The following is a 23,531-nucleotide window of genomic DNA, read 5'->3' on the forward strand; positions in this document are numbered from 1 at the left end:
CTCGCGGGAAAAGACTCTTCTTTCTTTCATGGAACCTCCAAATTGGCGAAATCATATCGCCCTTAAGAGGTGTCCGGAATTATTAGGCCAGATCAGCCTGCTCGCGAAGGGGCCAGCGAGTTCAACCCCGAAAAACGAAATATGCCGAAGCTGTTCCCGATCACTGAACAGGTTCGGCAGAGGTGATCGGGTTTAAATTTCCTTCACCGGCGTTTCACCCTCAACCCCTTTGATCAACCCGATGGCATGCAGGCAATCCGCCTTGTTCACATACGACTCGCCACTGGCGATCGTCTCGTGGTTCCCCGCCCTCAAGCGCCAGCGCCATTGTCCTTTGCCGGTGCTCGGCGTGCCTTTGGATTGCCTGTAAATCTCGAAATACATTCTGCTCGCTCCATGCGATGGGTCATCGCGACAACCTGTGTGTCGCATCGGGGGCAAGCCTAGCGGAGCTGGGTTTTTTGGCCATCAGGCATTTGTTTCCAGGCATTTGAAAATATTTCAGCCCGCGCTGCCGGGTCGGCGTGGTTGGCCAAAACCCCCGCAGTTTCGCCCTTGCATCACCTTCCTCGGTCCTGCTTAATACGACACGGCTCATGGCGTCGAGCAGCTGTCGACGACCTCGGATTGTAGAAAAATCACTATAAAAAAAGAGCAATCAATTGACTCATCAGCACGGAACGCAACTGACCGGGCATGTGCAGCTTTCGCTCGTGATACCGGTTTTCAATGAGGCGGCGACCATTGATTTGTTCATCGCGCGGATCACTGACGTCTTCAAGGATGAAACGCTGATCGGTCTGGAAATGGTGTTCGTCAACGACGGCAGCACCGACACCACGCTCGACCTGCTGCTGGAGCGCCAACAGACCGATCCGCGCCTGCGCATCGTCGATCTGAGCCGCAATTTCGGCAAGGAAGCGGCCCTGACCGCCGGCTTGCAGACCGCCACCGGCCAGGTGGTGGTGCCGATCGACGTCGATTTGCAGGACCCGCCTGAAGTGATCCTCGAGATGATCGCCCTTTGGCGTGAAGGCTATGAAGTGGTGCTGGGTCATCGTGTGAGTCGCAAGACCGACTCCTGGGCCAAGCAAACCTCGGCCAACTGGTTTTATCGCCTGCACAACAAAATCGCTGAGCAACATCTGCCGGAAAACGTCGGCGATTTTCGTCTGATGGACCGTTGTGTGGTGGACGCCCTGCAAACCCTGCCCGAGTCCCGGCGCTTCATGAAAGGCCTGTTTGCCTGGGTCGGGTTTCGCACGACGCATGTGAACTACGAGCGCCTAGAACGGGTGGCGGGAGCGAGCAAGTTCAACGGCTGGCGGTTGTGGAACTTCGCGCTGGAAGGCATCACCAGTTTCAGCACCGAACCGCTGCGTATCTGGACGTATCTGGGGCTGTTCGTCTCGCTGATCTCGTTCTCGTTTGCCATTTTCATCATCTTGCGAACCTTGATTTCCGGTGTCGATTTACCGGGTTATGCGTCGCTGATGGTCGCCGTCACGTTTCTGGGCGGCCTGCAATTGATCGGCATCGGCGTGCTGGGTGAATACCTGGGCCGCACGTATATCGAGTCAAAACGCCGCCCGGTGTATCTGGTGCGGCGCGTCTACGACCCCAAGGACTGAACCATGGATCTCAAGGAAACCGACATCCTCGGTTCGAGCATCGACCAGCACTGGTATTACGCCTCCAAAGCGGCGGCCACCACGCGAATGCTGGGTAACACGCCGGTCACAAGGATTCTCGACGTAGGCGCGGGCTCCGGATTCTTTTCCCACCACTTGCTGAGGCATTCGGCGGCCCGTGAAGCCTGGTGCGTCGACATCAGTTACGACCAGGATTCGGACGCCACCACCGCCGGTAAACCGGTGCATTACCGTCGCGGCATCGACTCGGTGGATGCCGATCTGGTGCTGCTGATGGATGTGCTGGAACATGTCGATGACGACGTCGGGTTGCTCAAGGCTTACGTCGATAAAGTCCCCTCCGGCAGCCGTTTCCTGATGACGGTGCCAGCGTTCCAGTTTCTCTGGAGCGGGCACGATGACTTCCTGGAACACAAGCGCCGCTACACCTTGGCGCAGCTGGAAACGGTGGCCCGGGACGCCGGTTTGAACGTGAAACAGGGGGCTTACTACTTCGGCCTGGTGTTCCCGATTGCCGCGACCCTGCGCTTGTTGCCAAAGGGCGCACAACCGTTGCCACCACGCTCGCAACTCAAGCAGCACCATCCACTGGTGAATACGGTTTTGAAGACGCTGTGCAGCGTCGAACTGCCCTTCATGGGCGCGAATCGTCTGGCTGGATTGACCGTGTTTGTCCTGGCGCAGAAGCCGTGACGTCAGCCGAAAAATCCGCCCTGATCCAGCGTGGCCTGCGTTTTGCCGTGACCGGGTTGTTCGTCACGGCCCTGCATGCGCTGGTCGCCGTGTTGTTCATCCATTACGTGCTGCCTCTACCGCCCTTGGCCAACGGCGCGGCGTTTGCCGTGGCGACCGTGGTGTCTTACCTGATCAATACCACGTGGAGCTTTTCCGCCCGTTTGCACGGCAAAACGCTGCTGCGCTTCATGATGGTTTCAGCTGCCGGATTCCTGCTGGCGATGCTGGTGGCCTGGGCTGCGCAAATGGCCGGGCTGCATTATTTGCTGGGGATTGGCGCAGTGGCGCTGACCCTTCCTGCCTTCACCTTTGTATTGCATAACTTCTGGACGTATCGATGAAGGATTTCGCTAGACGCCTGCCACTCAACCTCTTGCCGCTGTTGATCGGTGTTGTGGCCTTTTTCCTCATCATCGGGCCACGGGCGCTGAACCCGCAAAACATCGCGTGGCTGGGCAATGGCGATCCGGCGACCCATTACCTGGGATGGGCTTTTTTCCGGCAGTCGCCGTGGACTTTTCCCATAGGGCTCAATCCTTCCTATGGAATGGAACTGGGCAATGGCATCATTTTTTCTGATTCCAACCCGCTGCTGGCATTCTTGTTCAAACCCTTTGCTGCGCTGTTGCCGACACCTTTTCAGTATTTCGGCCTCTGGTTACTGACCTGCTTCGTCCTGCAGGCGTGGTTTGCCTGGAAGGTAGTGGGGCTGATGTCGTCGCATGTGGGTGTGCGTGCCGTGAGTACGGCGTTGTTGCTCTTTGTTCCGCCAATGCTCATGCGCATGCCCTTTCATTTGTCCCTGGGCGGGCATTTTCTGCTGCTGGCTTCGTTTTACCTGGCCCTGCATCCGCAACTGCGTCGTCGACGCCTGGCCTGGGGCGCATTGCTGGCGACGGTCGCACTGGTCCACGCGTACTTTCTGGCGATGGTTGCACTGATCTGGATCGCCGATCTGGCGGCCGGGTATTTCAAGAAGAAACTGACGCTGCGCTCTGCCTTGATCGAGTTTCTTGCTCTGTTTTCACTGGTCAGCTTTTGCTGCTGGCAAGCCGGGTATTTTTCGGTCGGCACCGAAGGCGCGATCTCAGGCGGTTTTGGCATCTACGGCATGAACCTGCTGTCACTGATCGACTCGGGGAACTGGTCCTATGTGCTGAAGGATCTGCCCGGTGTCCAAGGGTTCGGTGACGGCGAAGGGTTTGTATTTCTGGGACTTGGCCTGATCACGCTGGGCCTCTATGCCGTGGTCGGTTTACTGCAAGGTAATACCGGCTTCGGGCAACAGGTGCGGCGGCGACCCTTTTTGCTGTTGGCGCTGATTGGGCTGACGGTGTTCGCCATTTCAAATCATGTGGCGCTGGGCTTGCTCGAGTTCACCTATCCGCTGCCGCCCGTGGTGATTTCCATCGCCAACATCTTCCGCGCCTCGGGGCGAATGTTCTGGCCGGTGTACTACGCGATCATCTTCGCCATCATTTTCCTGGTCATTCGCGCCAACACGCCGCGCACGGCCTTTTGCCTGCTGTCGCTGGCGTTGCTGATACAGATGGTGGACACCCACGCCGGCTGGGCAGGGGTGCGCAAGCAATTGATGATGGAACCGGCGTCGAAGTGGGCGTCGCCCATGGTCGATCCGTTCTGGGAAAGCGCGGCAGCCCATTACAAGAACATTCGCTGGATCGTTCCGCAGAATCTGTCCCCGAAGTGGATGTCGGTGGCTGATTTTGCCGGCGCCCACGGTCTGGCGACCAATGCCGTTTACCTGGGGCGGATGGACACGGCCAACTGGATCGAATCCGAGCAGCAGACGGCCCGGGAAATGGCGTCGGGTAAATATGACGCCGACTCGTTGTACCTGCTCGATGAGCGTGCGTTGATCCAGTCGGTGAGAAACATTAATACCCCAACGGATCTCTTCGCCCGGATTGACGGCTTCACGGTGCTGGCTCCAGGCTGGAAGCAGTGCGGCACTTGCTTGCAGGCGACCTCGCAAGTCAATCCGCTGGACCTGGTACCCGCCCTCGAACCCGGACAAAAGACGCTGTTCACTTACGGCAACAAGGGCGGCGCGTTGCTGGCCAAGGGCTGGTCCGAGACCGAACCCTGGGGTGTCTGGTCCAAAGGCCCGGACGCTGAAGTCATGTTCCGGACCCTGGCGCCCGTGCATTCCTTGCGCCTGGAGACCACGGCGTTTCTACCTCCCGGCCATGGGCGTCAACGTGTCGGCATCAGCATCAACGGCCTGCCGGCAACGAACACCCAACTTGAACAGGCTGACGGCAACGTGATCGATATTCCCCTCACGGCCGAGATGCAACAACGGGTGTCGAGCCAGGGTGTCGTCAGGTTGCAACTGCAGTTTGCCGACGCCGTCAGCCCGAAACAGTTCGGACTCGGCCAGGACGTACGCCAACTTGCGCTCGGATTGAAGACCTTGACGGTCAATTGAAAGCCAACGCACGTAGACGCCCCCGTCGCGCCTTTCTAAACTGCCCGCAGTGTTGGGGAACGGGGGCAAGGAATGAATCGCAACGAACTGCGCAAGGCTGACATCAACCTGATGGTGGTGTTCGAAACGTTGATGCTTGAGCGCAACGTCACGCGTGTGGCGGAGAAGCTGTTTCTCGGCCAGCCGACCATCAGTGCCGCGCTTAACCGCTTGCGGACGATGTTCAACGATCCACTGTTCATTCGCGTCGGCCATCGCATGGAGCCGACCGCGCGGGCCGAGGAAATCATCCTGCACCTGTCGCCGGCGCTGGACTCGTTGTCAGTGGCCCTTAGCCTGACCCACGATTTTGATCCGGCCAGCAGCACCATGACCTTTCGCATCGGGCTGTCGGATGACGTCGAGTTCGGCCTGTTGCCGCCGCTGCTGCGCGCCTTGCGCCAGGAAGCGCCGAAGGTGGTGTTCGTGGTTCAGCATGTCGATTACTGGCGCATTCCCGACTTGCTGGCCTCCGGTGATATCACGGTCGGCATCAGCCAGACCCGCGGCCTGCCAGCCAATGCCAAACGCAAGTTGTTGCGGCACATCCAGCCGAGCATTTTGCGCGCCGACGCCTCGGACACCCCGCTGACCCTCGATGAATATTGCGCACGACCGCACGTGCTGGTGTCGCACACCGCCAATGTCAGTGGCTACGCTGATGAATGGCTGGCGGAGATCGGCCGCACGCGCCAAGTCGTGCTGTCGGTGCCGCAGTACAGTTCGTTGCCGGCCTTGCTCGCCGGCACCGACCTGATCGCCAGCCTGCCGGATTACGCCGCCGAGGCGATGGCCGCCTCGGGTCAGTTATTCAAGGAAGCCTTTCCGTTCAAGACCCCGACACTGGACTTGTCCATGGTCTGGCTCAGCCATGTCGATACCGATCCGGCCGAACGCTGGTTGCGCGCGCGGCTGGAGGCGTTCATGAGTGAGCGCCTTGAATCGCCGCTGTCCAAATGAGTCGGACGACGCTGTGTTATATGTAGGTCCTTTCTGCACACTACCAGGAGCCAGACCATGCCCCACCTGCACATGGAATACACCGCCAACCTGCCTGAGCTTAACGCCGACATGGCGTTGATTCGGCTCAATAATGCCTTGGTGGCTTCCGGTCAGTTTGCTGCGGAGTTCGATATCAAGAGCCGTGCGGTGAAGGTCGAGACGTTCAAGATCGGCACGGCGATGGGGGAACGGGCGTTTGTGCATGTGAAGCTGGCGCTGCTGAGCGGTCGCTCGCCGCAGATCAAAAAACAGTTGTCCGAGAGTCTGCTGACCGTGGTGCAGGAACTGTGTGAATGGCCGACGGGGGTTGAAGTCCAGTTGTGCGTGGAGATCCTCGACATCGACCGTGAGTCCTACACCAAAACGGCCATCGGCCACTGAGTTTCAGGCCATTTCCTGCTCGGCGCAGGCTTTGATCACCTGCTCGCGCAGCCACGTGTTGGCGCTGTCCTGATCGACACTTTGACTCCACTGCATGTCCAGGGTGAAACCCGGCAAGCCGTTGGGCGCTTCGCAGTGATTGAAGATCGCCTCGTTGGCCAGCAATTGCTGGATACGGCGGGGCAACGTCAGGATGAAGTCAGTGCCGGTGATCATTTTCAGCGCCGCGCTGTAGCTGTTGGAGCGCGCGATAATCTGCCGTTTGTGCGCCTGTCGCGCCAGCCAGCCATCGACCATGTTGGTGGTGGAGGTCCACGGTGTCGGAAACACATGCCGGCGTTCGACAAACGCCTTCAGGCTTAAACGGGGTTCCAGTGGCGTGGCGCGTTTGTCGAAGACGCAGACCAGATCATCTTCGAGCAACAACCGGGATTTGAGGTCGCTGTGGCTGCGATGAAGATGGGGGCCAAAACAAATCACCAGGTCGAGGCTGCCATCGCGCAGGTCTTCGGCGGGGATGTCGGTTTCGAACTTGTGCATGTTGACCATCACCGGCAGGTCGGCGAAATCAAAGCTTTTCAACAGGCGCGGCAGGATCAACTGCTCGAAGTATTCCGGTGCGCAGATGTTGAACGTGACCGGTTGCAAGGTCGGGTCGAACGCCTGGGCGCCGGCATGGCAGAGGTTGATGCTTTCGAGGATCTTCAGCACGTGGGTGTACATGGTGCTGGCTTTGTAAGTGGGGCGCATACCCGTGCGGGTATTAATGAATAACTCGTCTTCAAAACTGGTGCGCAGTTTCTTCAGGCAGTAACTCACGGTGGACTGGCTGACGCACAGCGCCTCCGACACACCGGTGACGCTGCTTTGCTCATACACGGCGACAAACACCATGAGGTCTTGCATATCGAGCTTTCTAAGCAAGTTACTGTTCAGCATCCGTTCTGTCTCGCTGTGCTCCTTGCGCTGACTGTGCGCAAACGTGTGCGAACGATCCTAACGGAACGATGGTGCCAGGAGAATGCCCTGTAGGACGTTTCACAGTCACTTGTGGGACAGAAAATGTAACGAACACGACTTATGAATTTAATCCCACAAAACATGGCCGAAGGCCTTTACCCATGAGCGGTGGCAGGCACCGTGCGACAAGGTGTTGGACAACGTGCTCAGGTAGCGCCAGGAAATTGCCGGGCGTAATGCCGCGGATTGAAACGCAGGGCGATCAGGATCATCAGCGCCATGACACCGGTCAGGCACCACCAGGCCGATTCGAAGCTGCCCGACCGATCTCTGACCATCCCGGCCATCAGCGGCGAAAGACCGGCGATCAGGTAGCCGATGCCTTGTACGAAGGCCGTCAGCCCGCCGGCGCGTTGCGGGTTGTCGAGATGATCCAGCGACACAATCAGGCTCATCGGGAACAGACCGCCGATGCCCAGCCCCAACAGGCACGGCCACAGCAGGCTGAAGTGTTGCGGGCTGAGGATCAGCCCACAGAAACCGGCCATGATCAGCGCCAGCAACACCACCAGCACCAGGCGTCGGTCACGGCTGCGGTTGGCGATGGCGGGGGTCACCAGCCCGGACAGCACTTCCATGGCCGTCAAGAAGCCCAGCAGCAAACCGGCGTTTTGTTCGCTCCAGCCCTTTTCCACGTAGTACGGCGCCAGCCAGGCCAGCACACAGGTGTAGGACGCAGTGCCCAAACCGAAGAAGACGGCGAGTAACCAGGCGCGGGAATGAGTGAGGAACGATGTGTTGCGTGGTGCGAGTACCGTTGGCGCCGATGTCCCCGCACGGCCCAGGCTCCAGAACAGCAATGCCACCAGGGCCAGCGCGGCCCAGATTGCCAGGCCCGCGCGCCAACTGCCGGTACGGGCCATCACCAGGGGCGCAAACGAGGCCGCTATCGCCGCACCGCCCATGATCGACGTCACGTAGAGCCCCATGCACACGGCAACGTTGTCGCTGAACCTGGATTTGATCAGCGCCGGCATCAATGCCTGGATCAGCGCAATACCGATGCCGGCCAGCATGGCGCTGAGGATCAGTTCGGCGGCCGAGTCCACGAACAGCCGCGAGACCGTGGCCAGACCAATGATCGACAGTGAAATCACCACCGTGCGTTGTTCGCCAAGGCGTTGGCTGACGCTCAAGCCGAAGAACATCGCCAGCCCCATGGCCATGACGGGCAGCATGGTCAGCAGCGAGGCCAGGCTGAAACTCAACGGGATGTCCACGCGAATGGCCGACAGCAAAGGCCCGACGGCCGCCATCGACGGACGCAGGTTCAGGGCGACGAGAAGGATGCTGACCATCAGCCAGAGGGCAGGGCGGGTAGTTGCGCGAACGTTTTCCATCAATCGGGCCTTGAAAAATCAGGAGCCGATTAGGCGCGCGAGGGCGGGAGGCCGCAAATCAGATAGTGCGCAGCGGTATTTAAAAATTAAATACCGGTGCCACACCGTGGATCCCCTGTTGGAGCGAGCCTGCTCGTGATAGCGGTGTTTCAATCGATGCATGTGCTGACTGACACACCGCTATCGCGAGCAGGCTCGCTCCACAGGGATCGGCGGTGTTTGGGAGAATGATTGTTTAGCCAGCCCACACCCAAAGTTCTTCAAATCCCGATTTAACGACCTGAGCGCCCGTGTGACGCTGCTGCTCATATGTTTTCTGCGGTTATCTCTATGGACGGTTGTCCCGTCGCACTTCCCTCTGAATTAGCCTTTTGGGCGTTATGGCACTGCCGTCACGCACGCCCACCGGATGTCTGCCTTTCCCGTTGATTCTTCTGACAGGTCCCGCGCTGTGCGCCGGGATCAAACCGGCAGCGCCTGCGCGTTTGCCTGACGCGGAAACAAGAGAATTCCCCATGAGTTGTGCCACGACCTCCTTCGCCACGAAGCAAGAAGCTTTGACCTTTCTCGAACAGAACCCGGATATCGAGATGTTCGAGCTGTTCATCCTCGACAACAACGGCGTGCCACGGGGCAAGTTGCTGCATCGTGATGAACTGCTGGCGGTGTACGAAAGCGGACGGCCGTTGCCGAGCACCATTCTCGGCCTGACCATCAACGGCGATGACGTGGAAAACTCAGGCCTGGTCTGGGACGTCGGCGACATCGATTGCCGGGCGTACCCGATCAGCGGCAGTCTGACGCGCATGCCGTGGCGGTTGATTCCGACGGCGGCGGTACAGGTCAGCATGCACCCGAAGGAAGGCATGCCGGCGACGATTGCTGATCCACGGCATCTGCTGGCGAAGGTGATCGAAGGCTTGCAGGCCGACGGTTATTACCCGGTGATGGCGGCGGAGCTGGAGTTCTATTTGCTCGATCAGCAACGCGACAGCAACGGTCGGCCACAACCGGCGCGGGACGTCGATGGTGGGCGCCCGCGCTCGACGCAGGTCTACGGTTTGCGGGAGCTGGAGCAGATCGAGCCGTTTCTGGCAGATCTCTACAGTGCCTGCAAACTGCAGGGCATTCCGGCGCGCACGGCGATTTCCGAATACGCGCCGGGGCAAGTGGAAATCACCCTCGAACACCGCACCGATGCCCTACAGGCGATGGACGAAGCGGTGCGTTACAAGCGACTGGTCAAGGGTGTTGCGCATAAACACGGGATGGCCGCCTGCTTTATGGCCAAACCGTTCGATGACCTGGCGGGCACCGGCATGCACATGCACGTCAGCCTGGCGGACAAGGACGGCAACAACCTGTTCGCCAGCGAGTCCGCGGACGGCACGCCGCTGCTCAAACAAGCGGTCGGCGGCATGCTCAGTACCTTGCTCGATTCGCTGCTGCTGTTCTGCCCGAACGCCAACTCCTACCGTCGATTCCAGACCAACAGCTATGCGCCGCTGGCAGCGACTTGGGGAGTGGACAACCGCACCGTGAGTTTGCGCGTACCCGGTGGCCCGGCGTTCTCGCGGCACATCGAGCACCGCATCTGCGGCGCCGACGCCAACCCGTATCTGGCCGCCGCAGCAATTCTGGCCGGCATCCATCGCGGCATTCGTGAACAGCTCGACCCGGGCGCGCCCGTGGAAGGCAATGGTTACGCCCAGGCCACGGAGTTGTTGCCAACCGATTGGCTGACCACCTTGCGGGCGCTGGAAGGTTCGACCTGGGCGCGTGAAGCGTTCGGCGCGGAATTCCTCGGCGTGTACCTGGCGGTGAAGCGCGCCGAGTATCGGAAATTCATGGGCGAAGTTGGCGAGCAGGACTGGCGTTGGTATTTGCATCAGGCCTGAACAAAAGCTGAACCATTCTCAAATAAGTAAAAGTACCGAGTGGATAACAGGAGCCAACTAATCGTTGGCTTCTTTTTCACAAAAAATTGATGGTTGGCTGCCTAAAGTTAGTGCTGTCACGGTAAATGAAATTTTCACATTTGCCATGAACACTTCTTTTCAGGAATAGCCCATCACTATGTTGAAGTTCAAACCCGTGCGCCCAGAGTGGGTGACACTGATTGCCAGCGCCTTTCTGCTGATTGGCTTTAATCCAGTGCTCTGGCAGCGCTTGTTTGACATCACCGCCGCGGACGGTAAAGGCATCGTCATGCTTGTCGCCTTTGGCGTGATGATTCTGGCGGCCTTCAATATTGTGCTGACCTTTCTGGCGTTCCGCTACGTAATGAAGCCGGTCCTGATGCTGATGTTTATGGTCAGCGCGGGCGTGGCGTACTTCATGAGTCAATACGGTGTGCTGATTGACACCGGCATGTTGCGCAACTTCGCGCAAACCAACGCGACGGAAGTGCGTGACTTACTCTCACTGAAGTTGCTGATCTATATTCTTCTGCTCGGTGTTTTTCCTTCATGGTTGTTGTGGAAAGTTCCGGTTGATTACCGCCGCTGGCACCGTGAGTTGGTAAGTAAGGCGCTGGTGAGTGTTGCTTCAGTTGCGGTGATCGGTGGTGTCGCGCTGGTGAACTATCAAGGGCTGTCTTCGTTGTTTCGCAATCACCATGAATTGCGCCTGATGGTGGTGCCGAGTAACTACATCGGTGCTTCGTTCGGCTTTCTGCGCGAGCAAGTAGTCTCTGCCCGGCAACCCTTCGTCAAGGTCGGTGAAGATGCCCAGCGAAATCCCGCCTGGCAAACCCACGGCCGTAAATCCCTGACAGTGCTGGTCGTCGGCGAAAGTGCCCGGGCCGAGAACTTCGGCATCCTCGGTTATGACCGCGACACTACCCCCAAACTGGACAAGGAACCCGGCCTGATCGCTTTCACCGACGTGCATTCCTGCGGCACGGAAACAGCCGTGTCCGTGCCGTGCATGTTCTCGAACATGGGCCGCAAGAATTACGACGCCAGCACCGCAAAGAATGAAGAGGGCTTGCTGGACGTGCTCAAGCGCGCCGGTCTCGACGTGATCTGGCGTGACAATCAATCGGGCTGTAAAGGCACGTGCGATCGGGTCACCCTCGATGACGTCAGCAACCTCAAGGACCCGGTGTTGTGCGCCAACAGTGAATGCCGCGACGAAATTCTCCTGCAAGGTCTGCAGCACTTCATCGACACGCTGGACAAGGACACCGTGCTGGTCCTGCACCAGATGGGCAGCCATGGCCCGGAATACTTCAAGCGTTATCCGAAAGAGTACGAACGCTTCACGCCCGTCTGTGAAAGCAACGCACTGAACAATTGCAGCCGCGAAAGTATCGTCAATGGCTACGACAACACGCTGGTGTACACCGACCATGTGCTGTCGACGTTGATTGATACGTTGCGCAGCAACCAGGACAAAGTCGATACCGCGATGGTTTACCTGTCGGACCACGGCGAGTCGCTGGGCGAATACAACTTGTTCCTCCATGGCACGCCTTACATGCTGGCGCCGGAACAGCAGAAACGCGTGGCCATGCTGGCGTGGTTCTCCGACAGCTACCAAAAGTCGTTCTCGGTGGACACCCATTGCCTGCAACTGAGCCGGGACAAGCCGCTGAGCCAGGACAACTTGTTCCATTCGATGCTCGGTCTGCTGGAGGTCAACAGCAAGGTCTACAACCAGGATCTGGACATGTTTGCCGGTTGCCGCGGCGCTGTGATCGACGGAGTGTTGGCCAAAGAGTAAGTGTTTCGACCTTTTTTTCACGCATCGGTCGCTAATCTGCTACCGGTACATATTCCGACAAGAGTCATTGCACATGTCCGCGCAGCCCCCTTCCGCCATCGAGCTTGAGTTCGCCCGGCGCTACGATCAGGAACACGCCCGCGTCTGCCTTCAGCCGCGACCGCGTGGCCTGGCGGGGCGCATGGCGTTCTGGCGCGACGAGCAACTGGTGCGCAACGCGCTCAAGGTCGCCGGCGAACCGGGCCTGATGCTGGATGTGGCGTGCGGTGCCGGGCGTTACTGGCCGGTGTTGGCCGAGCACGCGAACCGGGTGATCCTCGCGTCCGACCCGTCGCAGGACATGCTCAACCACGCCCAGACACATCATTCGCAGAGTCTGCTCAAGCGAATCAAAACGTTCCAGAGTTCAGCCTTCACCCTCGGCTTGTCGGCGAACGCGGTCGACAGCATTTTTTGCATGCAACTGTTTCAGCATATCGACAGCCCGGAGCATCGGTTGGCCCTGCTGGCGGAGTTCCATCGTGTGAGTCGCGATACGGTGATTGTGGCGGTACGAGTCGATGCACATTTCAAGCTGCGCCGCCCAGGCACAACGGGCGCTCCCCCCCGGCAGCTGGCCGGCAAGGCCGAAGTCGAAGCCGAATTCAGGCTGGCGGGTTTCAGTTTGCTCAGTCATCAGGACTTCTTGCCCGGTTGTGCTCGGATGCGGGTCTATGTGCTGCGTAAGGTCGGTTAACCTCCGCTTGTCAGACATTTCTTGCCGTCTGGCAGGCATTTTCGCTAAAGCTCTTGTTCAGTGGATGCGCGGAAATCGCCGGGGGCGATATATACTGCGCGCCATTCTTCAAGGGAGAGCCGTGTGGCCATCGATATTCACTGGATTCGCGACAACGATAGCCTCGGTCAGTTTTGCGCCGAGTGGCAGCAGCTGCCATTCGTTGCCCTCGACACCGAATTCATGCGGGTCGACACCTTTTACCCGATCGCAGGCTTGCTGCAGATCGGTGATGGCGTACGCGCTTACCTGATTGACCCACTGACCATCGACAACTGGCAGCCTCTGGCCGCGTTGCTGGAAAACCCGGCCGTGGTCAAAGTCGTCCATGCGTGCAGCGAAGACCTCGAAGTATTGCTGCGTCTGACCGGCAGCCTGCCGGCGCCGCTGTTCGATACGCAACTGGCCGCCGCTTACCTGAACCTCGGCTTCTCGATGGGTTATTCGCGGTTGGTGCAGGAAGTGCTCGGCATTGACCTGCCCAAGGGCGAAACCCGTTCCGACTGGCTGCAACGTCCGCTGTCCGACACCCAGATCAGCTACGCCGCCGAAGATGCCTTGCACCTGGCGGAAGTTTTCATTCAGCTGCGTCCGAAGCTGTCCGACGACAAGTACGCCTGGGTCCTGGAAGACGGCGCCGAGCTGGTGGCCAACCTGCGCCGCGAGATCGATCCCTACGAGGTCTATCGCGAAGCCAAGCTGGCCTGGAAGCTCTCCCGCGCCCAACTCGCCGTGTTGCGTGAACTCTGCGCCTGGCGTGAGCGTGAAGCCCGTGCCCGCGACCTGCCGCGCAATCGCATCGTCCGTGAGCACTCGCTGTGGCCGTTGGCACGCACGCAACCGGACAACCTCGGCGCGCTGGCGAAAATCGAAGACATGCACCCGCGTACCGTGCGTCAGGACGGCGAATTTCTGCTTGATCTGATCAAGCGCTCTGGCAGTGTGTCGCCAGATCAATGGCCGCCCGCCGTGCCGGAGCCATTGCCGGTGGACGCCGCCAATCTGGTCAAACAGCTGCGTGCGATCGGCCAGGCCGAAGCCGAGCGCCTGAACATTGCGCCGGAGCTGATGCTGCGCAAGAAAACCCTGGAAGCGCTGCTCAAGAGCGGCTACCCCAACGGTCCTTACCAATTGCCTGATTCGCTGCGTGGCTGGCGCCGCGAATTGATGGGCCAGGCGCTGCTCGACAGCCTGGCCACCGCCGGAGAACAGCCTTGAAACGTATTTGCTCCATCTATCGAAGCCTGAAGAAAAACGAGATGTACCTCTATGTGCTCAAAAGCGATGCACTGGAGCGTGTCCCGGAAAGTCTGATGGCCGCCTTCGGCAAACCTCATCACGCTTTCGATCTGGTGCTGACCCCCGAGCGCAAACTGTCGCGCGAGGACATCACCGTGGTCCTGGAAAACCTTGAGAAGCAGGGCTACCACCTGCAAATGCCACCGGCCGAAGACGAATACATCGAACACTTGCCGGAAGAATTGCTGCGACGCAACGACCCGATGTGATCGGCAGACAGGCTCTGTTCAGAGTCTGTGTGAAACACTGGAATGATTTTGGCGATGGCCAGGGCGACGGAGCGAAACTCCGTCGGCGGCCGTTTGCTCTGTTTTCGAAAGGTTTGAACCATGCGCGTTCTGATTGCTGAACACGACCACCCCGTGTACGCCCAACTGTTGCGCCAGGCTGCGCCTGATCTGGAAGTGCTGACCAGCGGCGACTCCGCCGAACTGGCCGGCCAGGCGGCCGACTGCCCGATCTGGCTGGGTCAGCCGGACCTGTTGGCGAACCTGTTGCGCCAGGGCCACCAGCCACAATGGCTGCAATCGACCTGGGCCGGCATCACGCCGCTGCTGGCCGACGGTTTGCGCCGCGATTACCGGCTGACGCGTGCGGTGGGAATTTTTGGTCAGGTCATGGCCGAATACGTCCTGACCTACATGCTTGGCCACGAGCGCGAAGTGCTGGCGCGGTTGGTCAGCCAGGTCGAGCGCAAGTGGGACAGTCGTCAGGGCCAGAGCCTGGCGGGACGCAAGGTGTTGATCGTCGGCACCGGTGACATCGGTTTGACCGTGGCAAAGTTCCTCGTGCCATTTGGTGTTGAGCTGTACGGTATCGCCAGCGAAGCCCGCGAGCAGGCGCCGTTTGTTGAAGTCGGCGTGCTGGCGGACTTGCCACGGCTGGTCGGTGAAGTGGATTTCGTCATCAATCTGCTGCCCAACACCCCCAATACCCACGACTTGTACGACGCGGCGCTGTTCAAGCAGTTCAAGCCGACCGGGTTGTTCATCAATGTCGGGCGCGGCGTGGCCGTGGTCGACGCGGACCTGGTGGAAGCCTTGAAAGAAGGGCATCTGGCGGGCGCGGTCATCGACGTTTGCCGTCAGGAGCCGCTGCCGCAGCGTCATCCATTCTGGACCGCCTGGGGCCTGCTGCTGACCGGCCACAGCTCGGCACCGACCTCGCCATCAATGATGGTCAAGCTGTTTGTCGAAAACTTGCGGGCGTATCAGGCGGGCGAGGCGTTGCGCGGGGAAGTCGACTTCAACCGCGGCTACTGAACCCACCGCTCACTCGAACAGTGTGCAAAACCTGTGGGAGCGAGCCTGCTCGCGTTGGCGGTGTGACAGTCAACGTTGATGTTGAATGTGACGGCCTCATCGCGAGCAGGCTCGCTCCCACATGGGTTCGGCTGTGAATCCACTATTTTGTGAACACCAGGAATCAACTGTGGGAGCGAGCCTGCTCGCGATGGCGGTGTGACAGTCAACGTTGATGTTGAATGTGACGGCCTCCTCGCGAGCAGGCTCGCTCCCACATGGGTTGTGCTGTGAATCCACTATTTTGTGAACACCAGGAATCAACTGTGGGAGCGAGCCTGCTCGCGATGGCGGTGTGACAGTCAACGTTGATGTTGAATGTGACGGCCTCAACGCGAGCAGGCTCGCTCCCACATGGGTTCTGCTGTGAATCCACTATTTTGTGAACACCAGGAATCAACTGTGGGAGCGAGCCTGTCCGCGATAGCGGTCTGTCAGTCAATATTGACGGAGACTGATACACCGCCATCGCAAGAGACTCGCTCCCGAATTTCTTTTGCGCTGTGGCTTAGAGGGTGAAATCGCCTTCGGCCGCCAGTTCGCTCAGTGGGCGGCGCGGGCTTGGTTCTTCGCGCGCTTGCAGGTAATCGGCCAGCGTCGCTTTATCGCCCAGTTTGCCTACGGCCACCGCCGCGTGCAGTGCGTAACCTTCAGGAATGTTCAGCTCTTTGCGGGTCAGGTCCTGGTCGAAACCGGCCATGCCGTGGGTGTGCCAGCCGCTGATGCTCGCTTGCAGCGCCAGATGGCCCCAGGCCGATCCGGTGTCGAAGGTGTGCCAGAGGGCCGGGGTCTCTTCGGTGGCGCCGGGTACCGCGAAGGTGGTTTTAGAGATCACGATCACCAATGCCGAGGCGTGTTGCGCCCAGCCGCGGTTGAATTCATTCAGCAGGCCCAGAAAACGCTCCCAGTTCGGCGTATCGCGGCGCGCGTAGAGAAACCGCCAAGGCTGGGAGTTGTAGGCCGATGGCGCCCAGCGTGCGGCTTCGAAGAAGCTCAACAGGGTTTCTTCGGGAATGGTTTCGCCGGTGAAGGCGCGGGGCGACCAGCGATCGGTGAACTGAGGGTGGATCGCATACTCGGCAACGCGTGGGTTTGCACTCATCAAGAGATTCCTTGCTTCGTTTGAAAGTGAGGGGCGTCTAAAACCCGCAGGCGCAGTTCACCTGAATGCAACGCGGTTGAGCGTTAATGGCATTTGGGCATGGCTCCTTGCGACTGGCAAAACTACGTGGCGGCGCAAAAACTGACAAGCCCGATCTACCGGCAGTCGCCAATGCTTGGCCCGCAAGGGCCTTGGCACTAGACTGGCGGCCTTTTCACCACCTGATGTTGATGCTCGAACCATGGCCGCCAAAGTCGAACCGTTCTGGATACGCAAAACCCTCGATCAACTCGATCTGCAGGAGTGGGAATCGCTGTGCGACGGGTGCGGTCTGTGCTGCCTGCAAAAGCTCGAAGATGAAGAGGACAACTCGGTCTATTACACGCGCATCGCCTGCAAACTGCTGGACCTGAAAACCTGCCAGTGCACCGACTACCCGAACCGTCGTGACTTTGTGCCGGACTGCATCCAGCTCACGCCGGGCAAGGCCGAAGAATTCCGCTGGTTGCCGCCGACCTGCGGCTATCGATTGGTCAGTGAAGGCAAGGACTTGCCCCTGTGGCATCACCTGGTGTGCGGTGATCGCGATGCGGTGCACCATGAACGCATTTCCCAGTCCGGGCGCATGCTCGCCGAAGGCAGCGTGTCCGAGGATGACTGGGAAGACCATCTGATCTTTCGCGCGGGCTGAATGCCCCACTGCATGTGTGGCCACCAACAGGCAGTAACGACAAAAAAAGGGGCCGCTTCGCAGCCCGGCGCGAGCAAGCTCGCTCGCCACAACAGGAGTGTGTATGGCTGTGCGATTGCGGCGGGCGCTGGCCGTCGGGCTACTGGCCCTGAGTTCGTCCGTGTGGGCGGCGAAGAAGGTCGATCTGGATTATCACGTGCGCCTGTTGCCGCAAAGCGATCAGGCCGAAGTGCGGCTGACGCTGGCCCAAGGCTCGGCGGTGCGCAGTCTGGATTTCGATCTGGGCGACGGCAGCCACTACAGCGACTTCAAGGCCGACGGCCAATGGCAACTCACGACGGGCAAGCAGACGCGCGGCGTTTGGCGTCCGGCCACTGACAAGACCAGCCTGACTTACCGCGTGCGCATCAGCCATGGACGCAAGAGCGGCAGCTTCGATACGCGCATGACGCCAACCTGGGCACTGATGCGCGGCGACGACCTGGTGCCGCCGGCCAGACTCGATCAGCAGGACGGCATCGAGCTGATTTCACGCCTTGAATTTGAATTGCCCAGCGGCTGGAAAAGCGTCGAGACCGCCTGGCCGCGCATCGGCAAGAACAAATTCCGCATCGATAACGTCTCTCGACTGTTCGACCGGCCCACGGGCTGGATGCTCGCCGGCCACCTCGGCAGCCGCCGCACCAGGCTTGGGGAAACCGAAGTCACCGTCGCCTCGCCCCAAGGCCAGGGCATGCGCCGCATGGACGTGCTGACGCTGCTGACCTTTGTCTGGCCGCAGGTTCAAGCCGTGTTCCCCCGTCATCCCGTCAAGCTGCTGATCGTCGGTGCCAACGACCCGATGTGGCGCGGCAGCCTGGCCGCGCGCGAGTCGATCTATCTGAACACGCGTCTACCGCTGGTCAGTGAAAGCGGCACCAGCGCGGTGGTGCGTGAATTGGCGCAGGTTTTCGGGCGGATCAACGACAAACAGCGCAGTGACTGGATCAGTGAAGGGTTTGCCGAGTATTACGCCATCGAACTGGTGCGCCGTGCGGGTGGCATGAGTGATGAGCGGTTTGAGAGTTTGCACCGCCGGTTGGTCAAGGACAGCCAGAAAGTCACCACGTTGCGTGGCGAACAGGCGAACCCGGCGCAGGTCTCCAAAGCGGTGTTGTTGCTACAGGAACTGGATCGCGAGATTCGTTTGAAAACGCGCAACAAGCGCTCGCTTGATGATGTGTTGCGCGGGGCGATGCATCTGGGGAGTGTGGATACCAAAGAGTTTGTTCAGCTCGCGGAAAGCGTGATTGGCGAGTCTTCCAAGGTCCTTGATACCGAGTTGCTTCAGTAAAACCGTCTTCGCGGGCGAGCCTCGCTCCTACAGGGTTTATGTGATCACACCAATTCTGTAGGAGCGAGGCTTGCCCGCGAAGAGGCCGTCAGCCTCAGCAAAAATCCCGGATCAACCCCCGGTCTTCGGCGACTTCAACGAATCGTTGCCTGTCACCGTAGCGGTATGGGTCGCCGCCTCGGCATTCGCCTTCAACTTGCCCAACTCTTCCCCGGCCCGCTCGATCTTCGCCCGAACGTTGTTCATGTCCTGACGGCTTTTCTCCAGCAGGCTTTTCGCCGAGCTGTGCCCGGTAATCCCGCGAGCCAGGGCGACGCCGCCGATGGCCACCTGGATCAACCCGAAAAACCCGCCGCGACGCAGGCCCTTGCCCATCATCAGCACGCCGCCGGCCAGGGAGCCGACACGTTCCCAGCCGTGAACGTTCTGCTCGGAATGAGTCTGGAACGGGGTGGATTCGATGCGTTCTACGCGCTTGAGTTCGCTCACGATCTGTCTCCTGGCAGGCAAGGCTGCTTCAACAATAGATAGATAAGCTGACTGCCGGGGCGGTCGGCTTGTTCCATCGAATGTGCGGTGATTCAGCGGAATTTTGCCCCGGAGCGGGTGTTGAGACCCTTGGCCATGCGGTCGTAGAGCACGACGTTGACCGTGGCGGCCAGGTTCATGCAGCCAGCGGTCGGGATGTAGACCACGTCTTCGCACCAGTCGCGAATCTCTTTATCCAGCGAACCGTCTTCCGGGCCGAAGATGTACAGGGCGCGGTCAGGGTGGGTGTATTCCGGCAGCGAGCGGGCGCCTTCGACCAGTTCCACCGCGACGGGCACACAGCCCAAGGGCAGGATTTTCTTCAAGTCGTCGATGCCGATCAGCGGGATGTCGTAGTGGACGCGCTTGGTGTCGGTGACGAAGTCGGCGGCGCGTTCATAACGCTTGCCGGTGTAGAACACGGACGCCACACCATAGCAGCCGGCGGCGCGCATCACCGAGCCGACGTTTTCCGGTGATTTGGGGTTATACAAACCAATGCAGCTGTACCGTTTGTCTGCCACGAGCGGGGTGCCTTTGAACAAAAGGCACGATTATACGGGAATGTCCGGCACTGTTCAGAAAAGACACCGCGGGTGCCGACGTAAACCGAGCCGGAACGCGGTCATGCCTGCCGCCCGTTTTGCCAGCAGGCGCGATTTTGATCGCAATGGCAGGCTTGGCCCGCGACTGGAAAGCCTTCGGGTTTGTATTGTATGGTAGGGCGTTAACGGAGTACGGGTTGGCTGACTAATGGAAGGTCATGAGATCTTTCTTCTTATAGATAAGTACAGAGAAGGTATTTATGCAGGAAAGATACAATCCGGCCGAGGTCGAAACTAGCGCTCAAGCCGATTGGGCTGCCAGAAAAACATTTGAAGTTTCCGAGCATCCTTCGCGCCCCAAGTATTATGCGTGTTCCATGTTGCCGTACCCGTCGGGGAAACTGCATATGGGGCATGTTCGCAACTACACCATCAATGATGTACTGGCGCGGCAAATGCGCATGAAGGGCTTTAACGTATTGATGCCAATGGGCTGGGATGCGTTCGGGCTGCCCGCTGAGAACGCGGCCCTGGCGTCCAGTCAGTCGCCGTCCGACTGGACGCGTCAGAACATTCAGGACATGAAGGGACAGTTGAGCCCCCTTGGGCTTAGTATCGACTGGAGCCGTGAAGTTGCAACCTGTGATCCGGACTATTACAAATGGAACCAATGGTTCTTTTTGAAGATGCTTGAAAAAGGTATTGCTTACAAACATACTCAGGTTGTTAATTGGGACCCTGTTGATAAAACCGTACTGGCCAATGAACAAGTTATTAATGGCCGGGGCTGGAGGTCAGGCGCGCTGGTCGAAAAGAGAGAAGTACCTGGCTATTACTTTGCTATCACTCAATATGCCGAGGAACTGCTCAAGGATATTGATGACCTGGATGGTTGGCCGGAAATGGTCAAGTCGATGCAGCGCAACTGGATTGGTAAAAGTGAAGGGGTGAGCTTCGCGTTCACTCATCAAATACAGGATAAAAACGGCACCCTCATCGAGGAAGGGCGGCTGTCGGTGTTTACCACCCGCGCCGAAACCTTGATGGGCGTGACGTTCTGCGCAATCCCCCCGGAACACCCGATCGCCCTGCGGGCAGTGGAACTCAATCCTGAACTGGCTCAGGTGATCGGGAAGTTCCAAAGTGGTGGCACCAGCGAAGCACAATTGTCCGGCATTGATCAGGACGGCGTCTTCACAGGCCTCACTGTCGAGCATCCCGTCAGCGGTGCGTCGATCCCGGTTTGGGTGGTGAATTACCTGGTTGCGGGGTACGGCACGGGTGCGGTCATGGGAGTGGCGGCTCACGATGAGCGTGATTTTTCATTGGCCCGTAAAAAAGGCCTCCCGATCCGACCGGTCATCGCCATTGAAGGGCTGGAGTACGACGCCCGTGCGTGGAATGCGTCATACGCCGCGAAGGATCGGGGTGTGTTGATCAATTCTGGCGCATTCGACGGCCTGGGACTGAAAGAGGCAAGCGAAGCCATCAGTGCCGAACTCGCCAACCACGGCGGCGAGAAAAAAATCAATTGGCGACTTCGGGACTGGGGCATATCCCGCCAGCGCTACTGGGGCACGCCGATCCCGATGATTTATTGCGACCGGTGTGGTGATGTCCCGGTGCCGCTCAAGGACCTGCCGGTCATTTTGCCTCTGGACTGCATACCCGACGGGTCCGGCAATCCCTTGCTCAAACACCCTGATTTCCTGCATGTCGATTGTCCGTCCTGCGGCAGCCCCGCACGGCGTGAAACCGACACGATGGACACGTTTGTCGATTCCAGCTGGTATTTCATGCGCTACTGCGAGCCGACTAATCAAGAAGCGATGGTCGCCGGGCCGGCGAAATACTGGATGCCGATGGATCACTACATCGGCGGCGTCGAACATGCCGTTCTGCATTTGCTGTACGCGAGGTTCTGGACCAAGGCGATGCGTGACGAAGGGCTGATCGAGATCGATGAGCCATTCAAGAACCTGTTCACGCAGGGCATGTTGCTGCGTGAGTGCTTCTATAGAGAAGCGGATGATGGCGCCAAACGCTGGTTCTACCCGGCGGAAGTCGATGTCAGGTTCGGCGATGGTGGTCAGGCGCTTGAGGCGCTCGCCAAGGAAGATGGCTTGCCCGTCACGATGGGCGGCATCGAAAAAATGTCCAAGTCGAAAAACAACGTCGTCGAGCCACGGGAAATCATCGAGAAATTCGGTGCAGATACGGCTCGCCTGTTTACCATTTTCGCTGGCCCGCCCACGCAAAGCATTGTCTGGAGTGACAGCGGCGTGGAGGGCGCCTATCGCTACCTGCGGCGGTTATGGAGTTTCGCCTTCAAGCACCGGGACACCCTCGTGGCTTCAGTGCAGCAAGGCAGTCTGGACGAGCACTCGGCGCAACTGCGGTTCGAGATTCATAGCGTGTTGGAGAGCATCAACAAGGACTATGAAAAGCTGCACTACAACACGATCGTCTCCGGCGTGATGAAAATCCTCAACCTGCTGGAGAGCGAGAAGGCTGCCTCTGGTACCGTCATTCGAGAAGGGCTCGAGATCCTGTTGAAAGTTATCAACCCGATTACGCCACACATCGCCCATGTGCTCTGGACCGAACTGGGGTTCGCCGGGGACATTCTCGAATCGCAGTGGCCCGTTGCGTCACCTGACGTATTGACTCGCTCGGAGTTGAAACTGATGGTGCAGGTCAACGGCAAGCTACGCGGAGAAATTGTGGTGCCTGCCAAGGCCGACCGGGCCGAGATAGAGGCCTGTGCGCTCAAGGATGAAGCGGTCGCGCGGTTTATAGAGGTCACTCCGAAAAAGATCATCATTGTGCCGGGTCGCTTGGTCAACATCGTTCTGTAACAATCTGAAGCAGGGAGTGCTCGCTCCTTGCTCCATTACACCAGCGCCAGCCTTTATGACGGGCGCTGGTGACTCAACTCCTTCCGGCCCCGCTATCTCAAGGGGCCGCTTGAGCAACACCAGCCTCGTGGTCTGTCAAAGCCCTTCTGGAAACACTGAAACGGCCGGTTTAAAGGCCTCTCTTCTCCAAAAGTCATGAATCACAAACGAAAATGTTGATTGTTTTTAATATTCAAACGAAATAAAAATAATAGTTTTAATTCTTTTTTAATATTAAAAGGTTATATAAATAACAGCGGTTTTCTCTTTTTGGGGCGGATGGCAATCGGCCAGATAGCCAGCTTCTTACAGACGTTTAGCTAATAAACAGGTGAGTAAACAATCATCGGTTTTTCGGGTAGCAGTCGACCCGCAGGTCGTCAAATTTAATAATCAGGTTGGATCCATTATTTGTTTATAACGAAAAGTTGCATGTTGACACAGATTTTCATTTGTTTAGATTGGGGGCGTTCGTTATCAGCGGACATAAATAACTAATAGAGGAATATGAATCATGCCTATCGAAAAAACTTCCATAGCATCTACCGAAACCTCGATCAAAACTGCTGTAGATAACTGCCAGAAAATCAGCGAACAGTATGATGTTGCAGATTTCGTGGAAATCGAACGAAACGAAGCTTGCCTGCAGCATGGTGACGGTGGCATTAACTGAGTTAACCCGCTTTTGTCATAAGCTGTGTCGGAACAGGGCA

Annotated in this window: 22 protein-coding genes; 16 read left to right on the forward strand and 6 right to left on the reverse strand. The window is 58.6% G+C overall.

Translation table 11 applies throughout. From position 1 onward, the window contains the following. Nucleotides 1-192 precede the first annotated feature (192 nt). Nucleotides 193-384 (reverse strand): DUF1508 domain-containing protein, encoded by a 192-nt coding sequence (locus FBY01_RS12480; protein ID WP_010462174.1) that lies wholly within the window; start codon nt 382-384, stop codon nt 193-195. Nucleotides 385-662: 278 nt separating this feature from the next. Between FBY01_RS12480 and FBY01_RS12485 the strand changes: the two genes are divergently transcribed. From FBY01_RS12485 to FBY01_RS12510, 6 genes are all read left to right on the forward strand, one after another. Then, the gene (locus FBY01_RS12485; RefSeq protein WP_145308158.1) at nt 663-1,631 is read left to right on the forward strand and encodes a glycosyltransferase family 2 protein; all 969 of its coding nucleotides are present in this window, start codon (nt 663-665) and stop codon (nt 1,629-1,631) included. 3 nt (nt 1,632-1,634) lie between these two features. Next, nucleotides 1,635-2,345: a bifunctional 2-polyprenyl-6-hydroxyphenol methylase/3-demethylubiquinol 3-O-methyltransferase UbiG gene (locus FBY01_RS12490; protein ID WP_145308156.1), complete on the forward strand. Its 711-nt coding sequence runs from the start codon at nt 1,635-1,637 to the stop codon at nt 2,343-2,345. Continuing rightward, nucleotides 2,342-2,728 carry a GtrA family protein gene (locus tag FBY01_RS12495; protein WP_010462169.1) on the forward strand — a complete coding sequence of 129 codons (387 nt, stop codon included), beginning with the start codon at nt 2,342-2,344 and terminating at the stop codon, nt 2,726-2,728. Before FBY01_RS12490 ends, FBY01_RS12495 begins: the two co-directional genes overlap by 4 nt. After that, a complete protein-coding gene (locus FBY01_RS12500; RefSeq protein ID WP_145308154.1) occupies nt 2,725-4,839 on the forward strand; it encodes a DUF6311 domain-containing protein in 2,115 nt (704 codons plus the stop codon). Before FBY01_RS12495 ends, FBY01_RS12500 begins: the two co-directional genes overlap by 4 nt. Before the next feature lie 72 nt (nt 4,840-4,911). Beyond that, entirely contained in the window at nt 4,912-5,838 is a 927-nt protein-coding gene (locus tag FBY01_RS12505; protein ID WP_083374811.1) for a LysR substrate-binding domain-containing protein, read from the forward strand. Between the two features lie 57 nt (nt 5,839-5,895). Further along, nucleotides 5,896-6,261 (forward strand): 5-carboxymethyl-2-hydroxymuconate Delta-isomerase, encoded by a 366-nt coding sequence (locus FBY01_RS12510; RefSeq protein ID WP_145308152.1) that lies wholly within the window; start codon nt 5,896-5,898, stop codon nt 6,259-6,261. Nucleotides 6,262-6,264: 3 nt separating this feature from the next. Here FBY01_RS12510 and FBY01_RS12515 read toward each other — a convergent pair whose 3' ends face one another. Both FBY01_RS12515 and FBY01_RS12520 read right to left on the reverse strand, forming a co-directional pair. Further along, nucleotides 6,265-7,200, reverse strand: coding sequence for a LysR family transcriptional regulator (locus tag FBY01_RS12515; RefSeq protein ID WP_077750029.1), 936 nt, complete (start codon nt 7,198-7,200; stop codon nt 6,265-6,267). A gap of 227 nt (nt 7,201-7,427) precedes the next feature. After that, nucleotides 7,428-8,621: a cyanate transporter gene (locus tag FBY01_RS12520; protein WP_145308149.1), complete on the reverse strand. Its 1,194-nt coding sequence runs from the start codon at nt 8,619-8,621 to the stop codon at nt 7,428-7,430. Nucleotides 8,622-9,136: 515 nt separating this feature from the next. Between FBY01_RS12520 and FBY01_RS12525 the strand changes: the two genes are divergently transcribed. The 6 genes from FBY01_RS12525 (at nt 9,137) to FBY01_RS12550 (ending at nt 15,683) form a co-directional block, all read left to right on the forward strand. Next, entirely contained in the window at nt 9,137-10,519 is a 1,383-nt protein-coding gene (locus FBY01_RS12525) for a glutamine synthetase family protein (protein ID WP_145308147.1), read from the forward strand. Nucleotides 10,520-10,697: 178 nt separating this feature from the next. Then, entirely contained in the window at nt 10,698-12,347 is a 1,650-nt protein-coding gene (locus FBY01_RS12530) for a phosphoethanolamine transferase (protein ID WP_145308145.1), read from the forward strand. 73 nt (nt 12,348-12,420) lie between these two features. Continuing rightward, on the forward strand, nt 12,421-13,083 hold the full coding sequence (locus FBY01_RS12535) for a class I SAM-dependent methyltransferase (RefSeq protein ID WP_010462153.1): 663 nt from the start codon (nt 12,421-12,423) through the stop codon (nt 13,081-13,083). 123 nt (nt 13,084-13,206) lie between these two features. After that, nucleotides 13,207-14,340 carry a ribonuclease D gene (gene rnd, locus FBY01_RS12540; RefSeq protein ID WP_010462151.1) on the forward strand — a complete coding sequence of 378 codons (1,134 nt, stop codon included), beginning with the start codon at nt 13,207-13,209 and terminating at the stop codon, nt 14,338-14,340. Continuing rightward, nucleotides 14,337-14,630, forward strand: a complete 294-nt coding sequence (locus tag FBY01_RS12545) for a YcgL domain-containing protein (protein WP_007898694.1) — start codon at nt 14,337-14,339, stop codon at nt 14,628-14,630. Before rnd ends, FBY01_RS12545 begins: the two co-directional genes overlap by 4 nt. Nucleotides 14,631-14,750: 120 nt before the next feature. Next, complete coding sequence (locus FBY01_RS12550; protein WP_145308143.1) at nt 14,751-15,683, forward strand: D-2-hydroxyacid dehydrogenase; 933 nt, start codon at nt 14,751-14,753, stop codon at nt 15,681-15,683. 547 nt (nt 15,684-16,230) lie between these two features. Here FBY01_RS12550 and FBY01_RS12565 read toward each other — a convergent pair. Then, on the reverse strand, nt 16,231-16,824 hold the full coding sequence (locus tag FBY01_RS12565) for a nitroreductase family protein (protein ID WP_077749176.1): 594 nt from the start codon (nt 16,822-16,824) through the stop codon (nt 16,231-16,233). Between the two features lie 241 nt (nt 16,825-17,065). Between FBY01_RS12565 and FBY01_RS12570 the strand changes: the two genes are divergently transcribed. Then, entirely contained in the window at nt 17,066-17,515 is a 450-nt protein-coding gene (locus FBY01_RS12570) for a YcgN family cysteine cluster protein (RefSeq protein ID WP_145308141.1), read from the forward strand. A 103-nt stretch (nt 17,516-17,618) separates the two neighbouring features. Next, complete coding sequence (locus FBY01_RS12575) at nt 17,619-18,848, forward strand: hypothetical protein (protein ID WP_145308139.1); 1,230 nt, start codon at nt 17,619-17,621, stop codon at nt 18,846-18,848. Between the two features lie 111 nt (nt 18,849-18,959). On the opposite strand, the gene FBY01_RS12580 is transcribed toward FBY01_RS12575, so the two are convergent. Together FBY01_RS12580 and FBY01_RS12585 are read right to left on the reverse strand one after the other, a co-directional pair. Next, a complete protein-coding gene (locus FBY01_RS12580; RefSeq protein WP_010462136.1) occupies nt 18,960-19,337 on the reverse strand; it encodes a DUF2892 domain-containing protein in 378 nt (125 codons plus the stop codon). Between the two features lie 92 nt (nt 19,338-19,429). Continuing rightward, nucleotides 19,430-19,900, reverse strand: a complete 471-nt coding sequence (locus tag FBY01_RS12585) for an RNA methyltransferase (protein WP_077749177.1) — start codon at nt 19,898-19,900, stop codon at nt 19,430-19,432. Between the two features lie 281 nt (nt 19,901-20,181). Here FBY01_RS12585 and leuS point away from each other — a divergent pair, with 281 nt between their 5' ends. Next, entirely contained in the window at nt 20,182-22,779 is a 2,598-nt protein-coding gene (leuS, locus tag FBY01_RS12590) for a leucine--tRNA ligase (RefSeq protein ID WP_145308137.1), read from the forward strand. A 553-nt stretch (nt 22,780-23,332) separates the two neighbouring features. Then, nucleotides 23,333-23,491, forward strand: a complete 159-nt coding sequence (locus FBY01_RS31545; RefSeq protein ID WP_178113250.1) for a hypothetical protein — start codon at nt 23,333-23,335, stop codon at nt 23,489-23,491. The last annotated feature ends 40 nt before the right edge of the window (nt 23,492-23,531 follow it).

This window comes from Pseudomonas sp. SJZ077, from assembly GCF_007993905.1.
In the GTDB taxonomy this organism is placed as follows: domain Bacteria; phylum Pseudomonadota; class Gammaproteobacteria; order Pseudomonadales; family Pseudomonadaceae; genus Aquipseudomonas; species Aquipseudomonas mandelii.

What these genes read in the sequence shown, in the direction of transcription:
- FBY01_RS12510 (WP_145308152.1), top strand. Translation starts at nt 5,896, where the DNA reads ATGCCCCACCTGCACATGGAATACACCGCCAACCTGCCTGAGCTTAAC.
- FBY01_RS12575 (WP_145308139.1), top strand. Translation starts at nt 17,619, where the DNA reads ATGGCTGTGCGATTGCGGCGGGCGCTGGCCGTCGGGCTACTGGCCCTG.
- FBY01_RS31545 (WP_178113250.1), top strand. Translation starts at nt 23,333, where the DNA reads ATGCCTATCGAAAAAACTTCCATAGCATCTACCGAAACCTCGATCAAA.
- FBY01_RS12570 (WP_145308141.1), top strand. Translation starts at nt 17,066, where the DNA reads ATGGCCGCCAAAGTCGAACCGTTCTGGATACGCAAAACCCTCGATCAA.
- FBY01_RS12500 (WP_145308154.1), top strand. Translation starts at nt 2,725, where the DNA reads ATGAAGGATTTCGCTAGACGCCTGCCACTCAACCTCTTGCCGCTGTTG.
- FBY01_RS12530 (WP_145308145.1), top strand. Translation starts at nt 10,698, where the DNA reads ATGTTGAAGTTCAAACCCGTGCGCCCAGAGTGGGTGACACTGATTGCC.
- FBY01_RS12565 (WP_077749176.1), bottom strand. Translation starts at nt 16,824, where the DNA reads ATGAGTGCAAACCCACGCGTTGCCGAGTATGCGATCCACCCTCAGTTC.
- FBY01_RS12535 (WP_010462153.1), top strand. Translation starts at nt 12,421, where the DNA reads ATGTCCGCGCAGCCCCCTTCCGCCATCGAGCTTGAGTTCGCCCGGCGC.
- FBY01_RS12550 (WP_145308143.1), top strand. Translation starts at nt 14,751, where the DNA reads ATGCGCGTTCTGATTGCTGAACACGACCACCCCGTGTACGCCCAACTG.
- FBY01_RS12505 (WP_083374811.1), top strand. Translation starts at nt 4,912, where the DNA reads ATGAATCGCAACGAACTGCGCAAGGCTGACATCAACCTGATGGTGGTG.
- FBY01_RS12490 (WP_145308156.1), top strand. Translation starts at nt 1,635, where the DNA reads ATGGATCTCAAGGAAACCGACATCCTCGGTTCGAGCATCGACCAGCAC.
- leuS (WP_145308137.1), top strand. Translation starts at nt 20,182, where the DNA reads ATGCAGGAAAGATACAATCCGGCCGAGGTCGAAACTAGCGCTCAAGCC.
- FBY01_RS12525 (WP_145308147.1), top strand. Translation starts at nt 9,137, where the DNA reads ATGAGTTGTGCCACGACCTCCTTCGCCACGAAGCAAGAAGCTTTGACC.
- FBY01_RS12520 (WP_145308149.1), bottom strand. Translation starts at nt 8,621, where the DNA reads ATGGAAAACGTTCGCGCAACTACCCGCCCTGCCCTCTGGCTGATGGTC.
- FBY01_RS12480 (WP_010462174.1), bottom strand. Translation starts at nt 384, where the DNA reads ATGTATTTCGAGATTTACAGGCAATCCAAAGGCACGCCGAGCACCGGC.
- FBY01_RS12515 (WP_077750029.1), bottom strand. Translation starts at nt 7,200, where the DNA reads ATGCTGAACAGTAACTTGCTTAGAAAGCTCGATATGCAAGACCTCATG.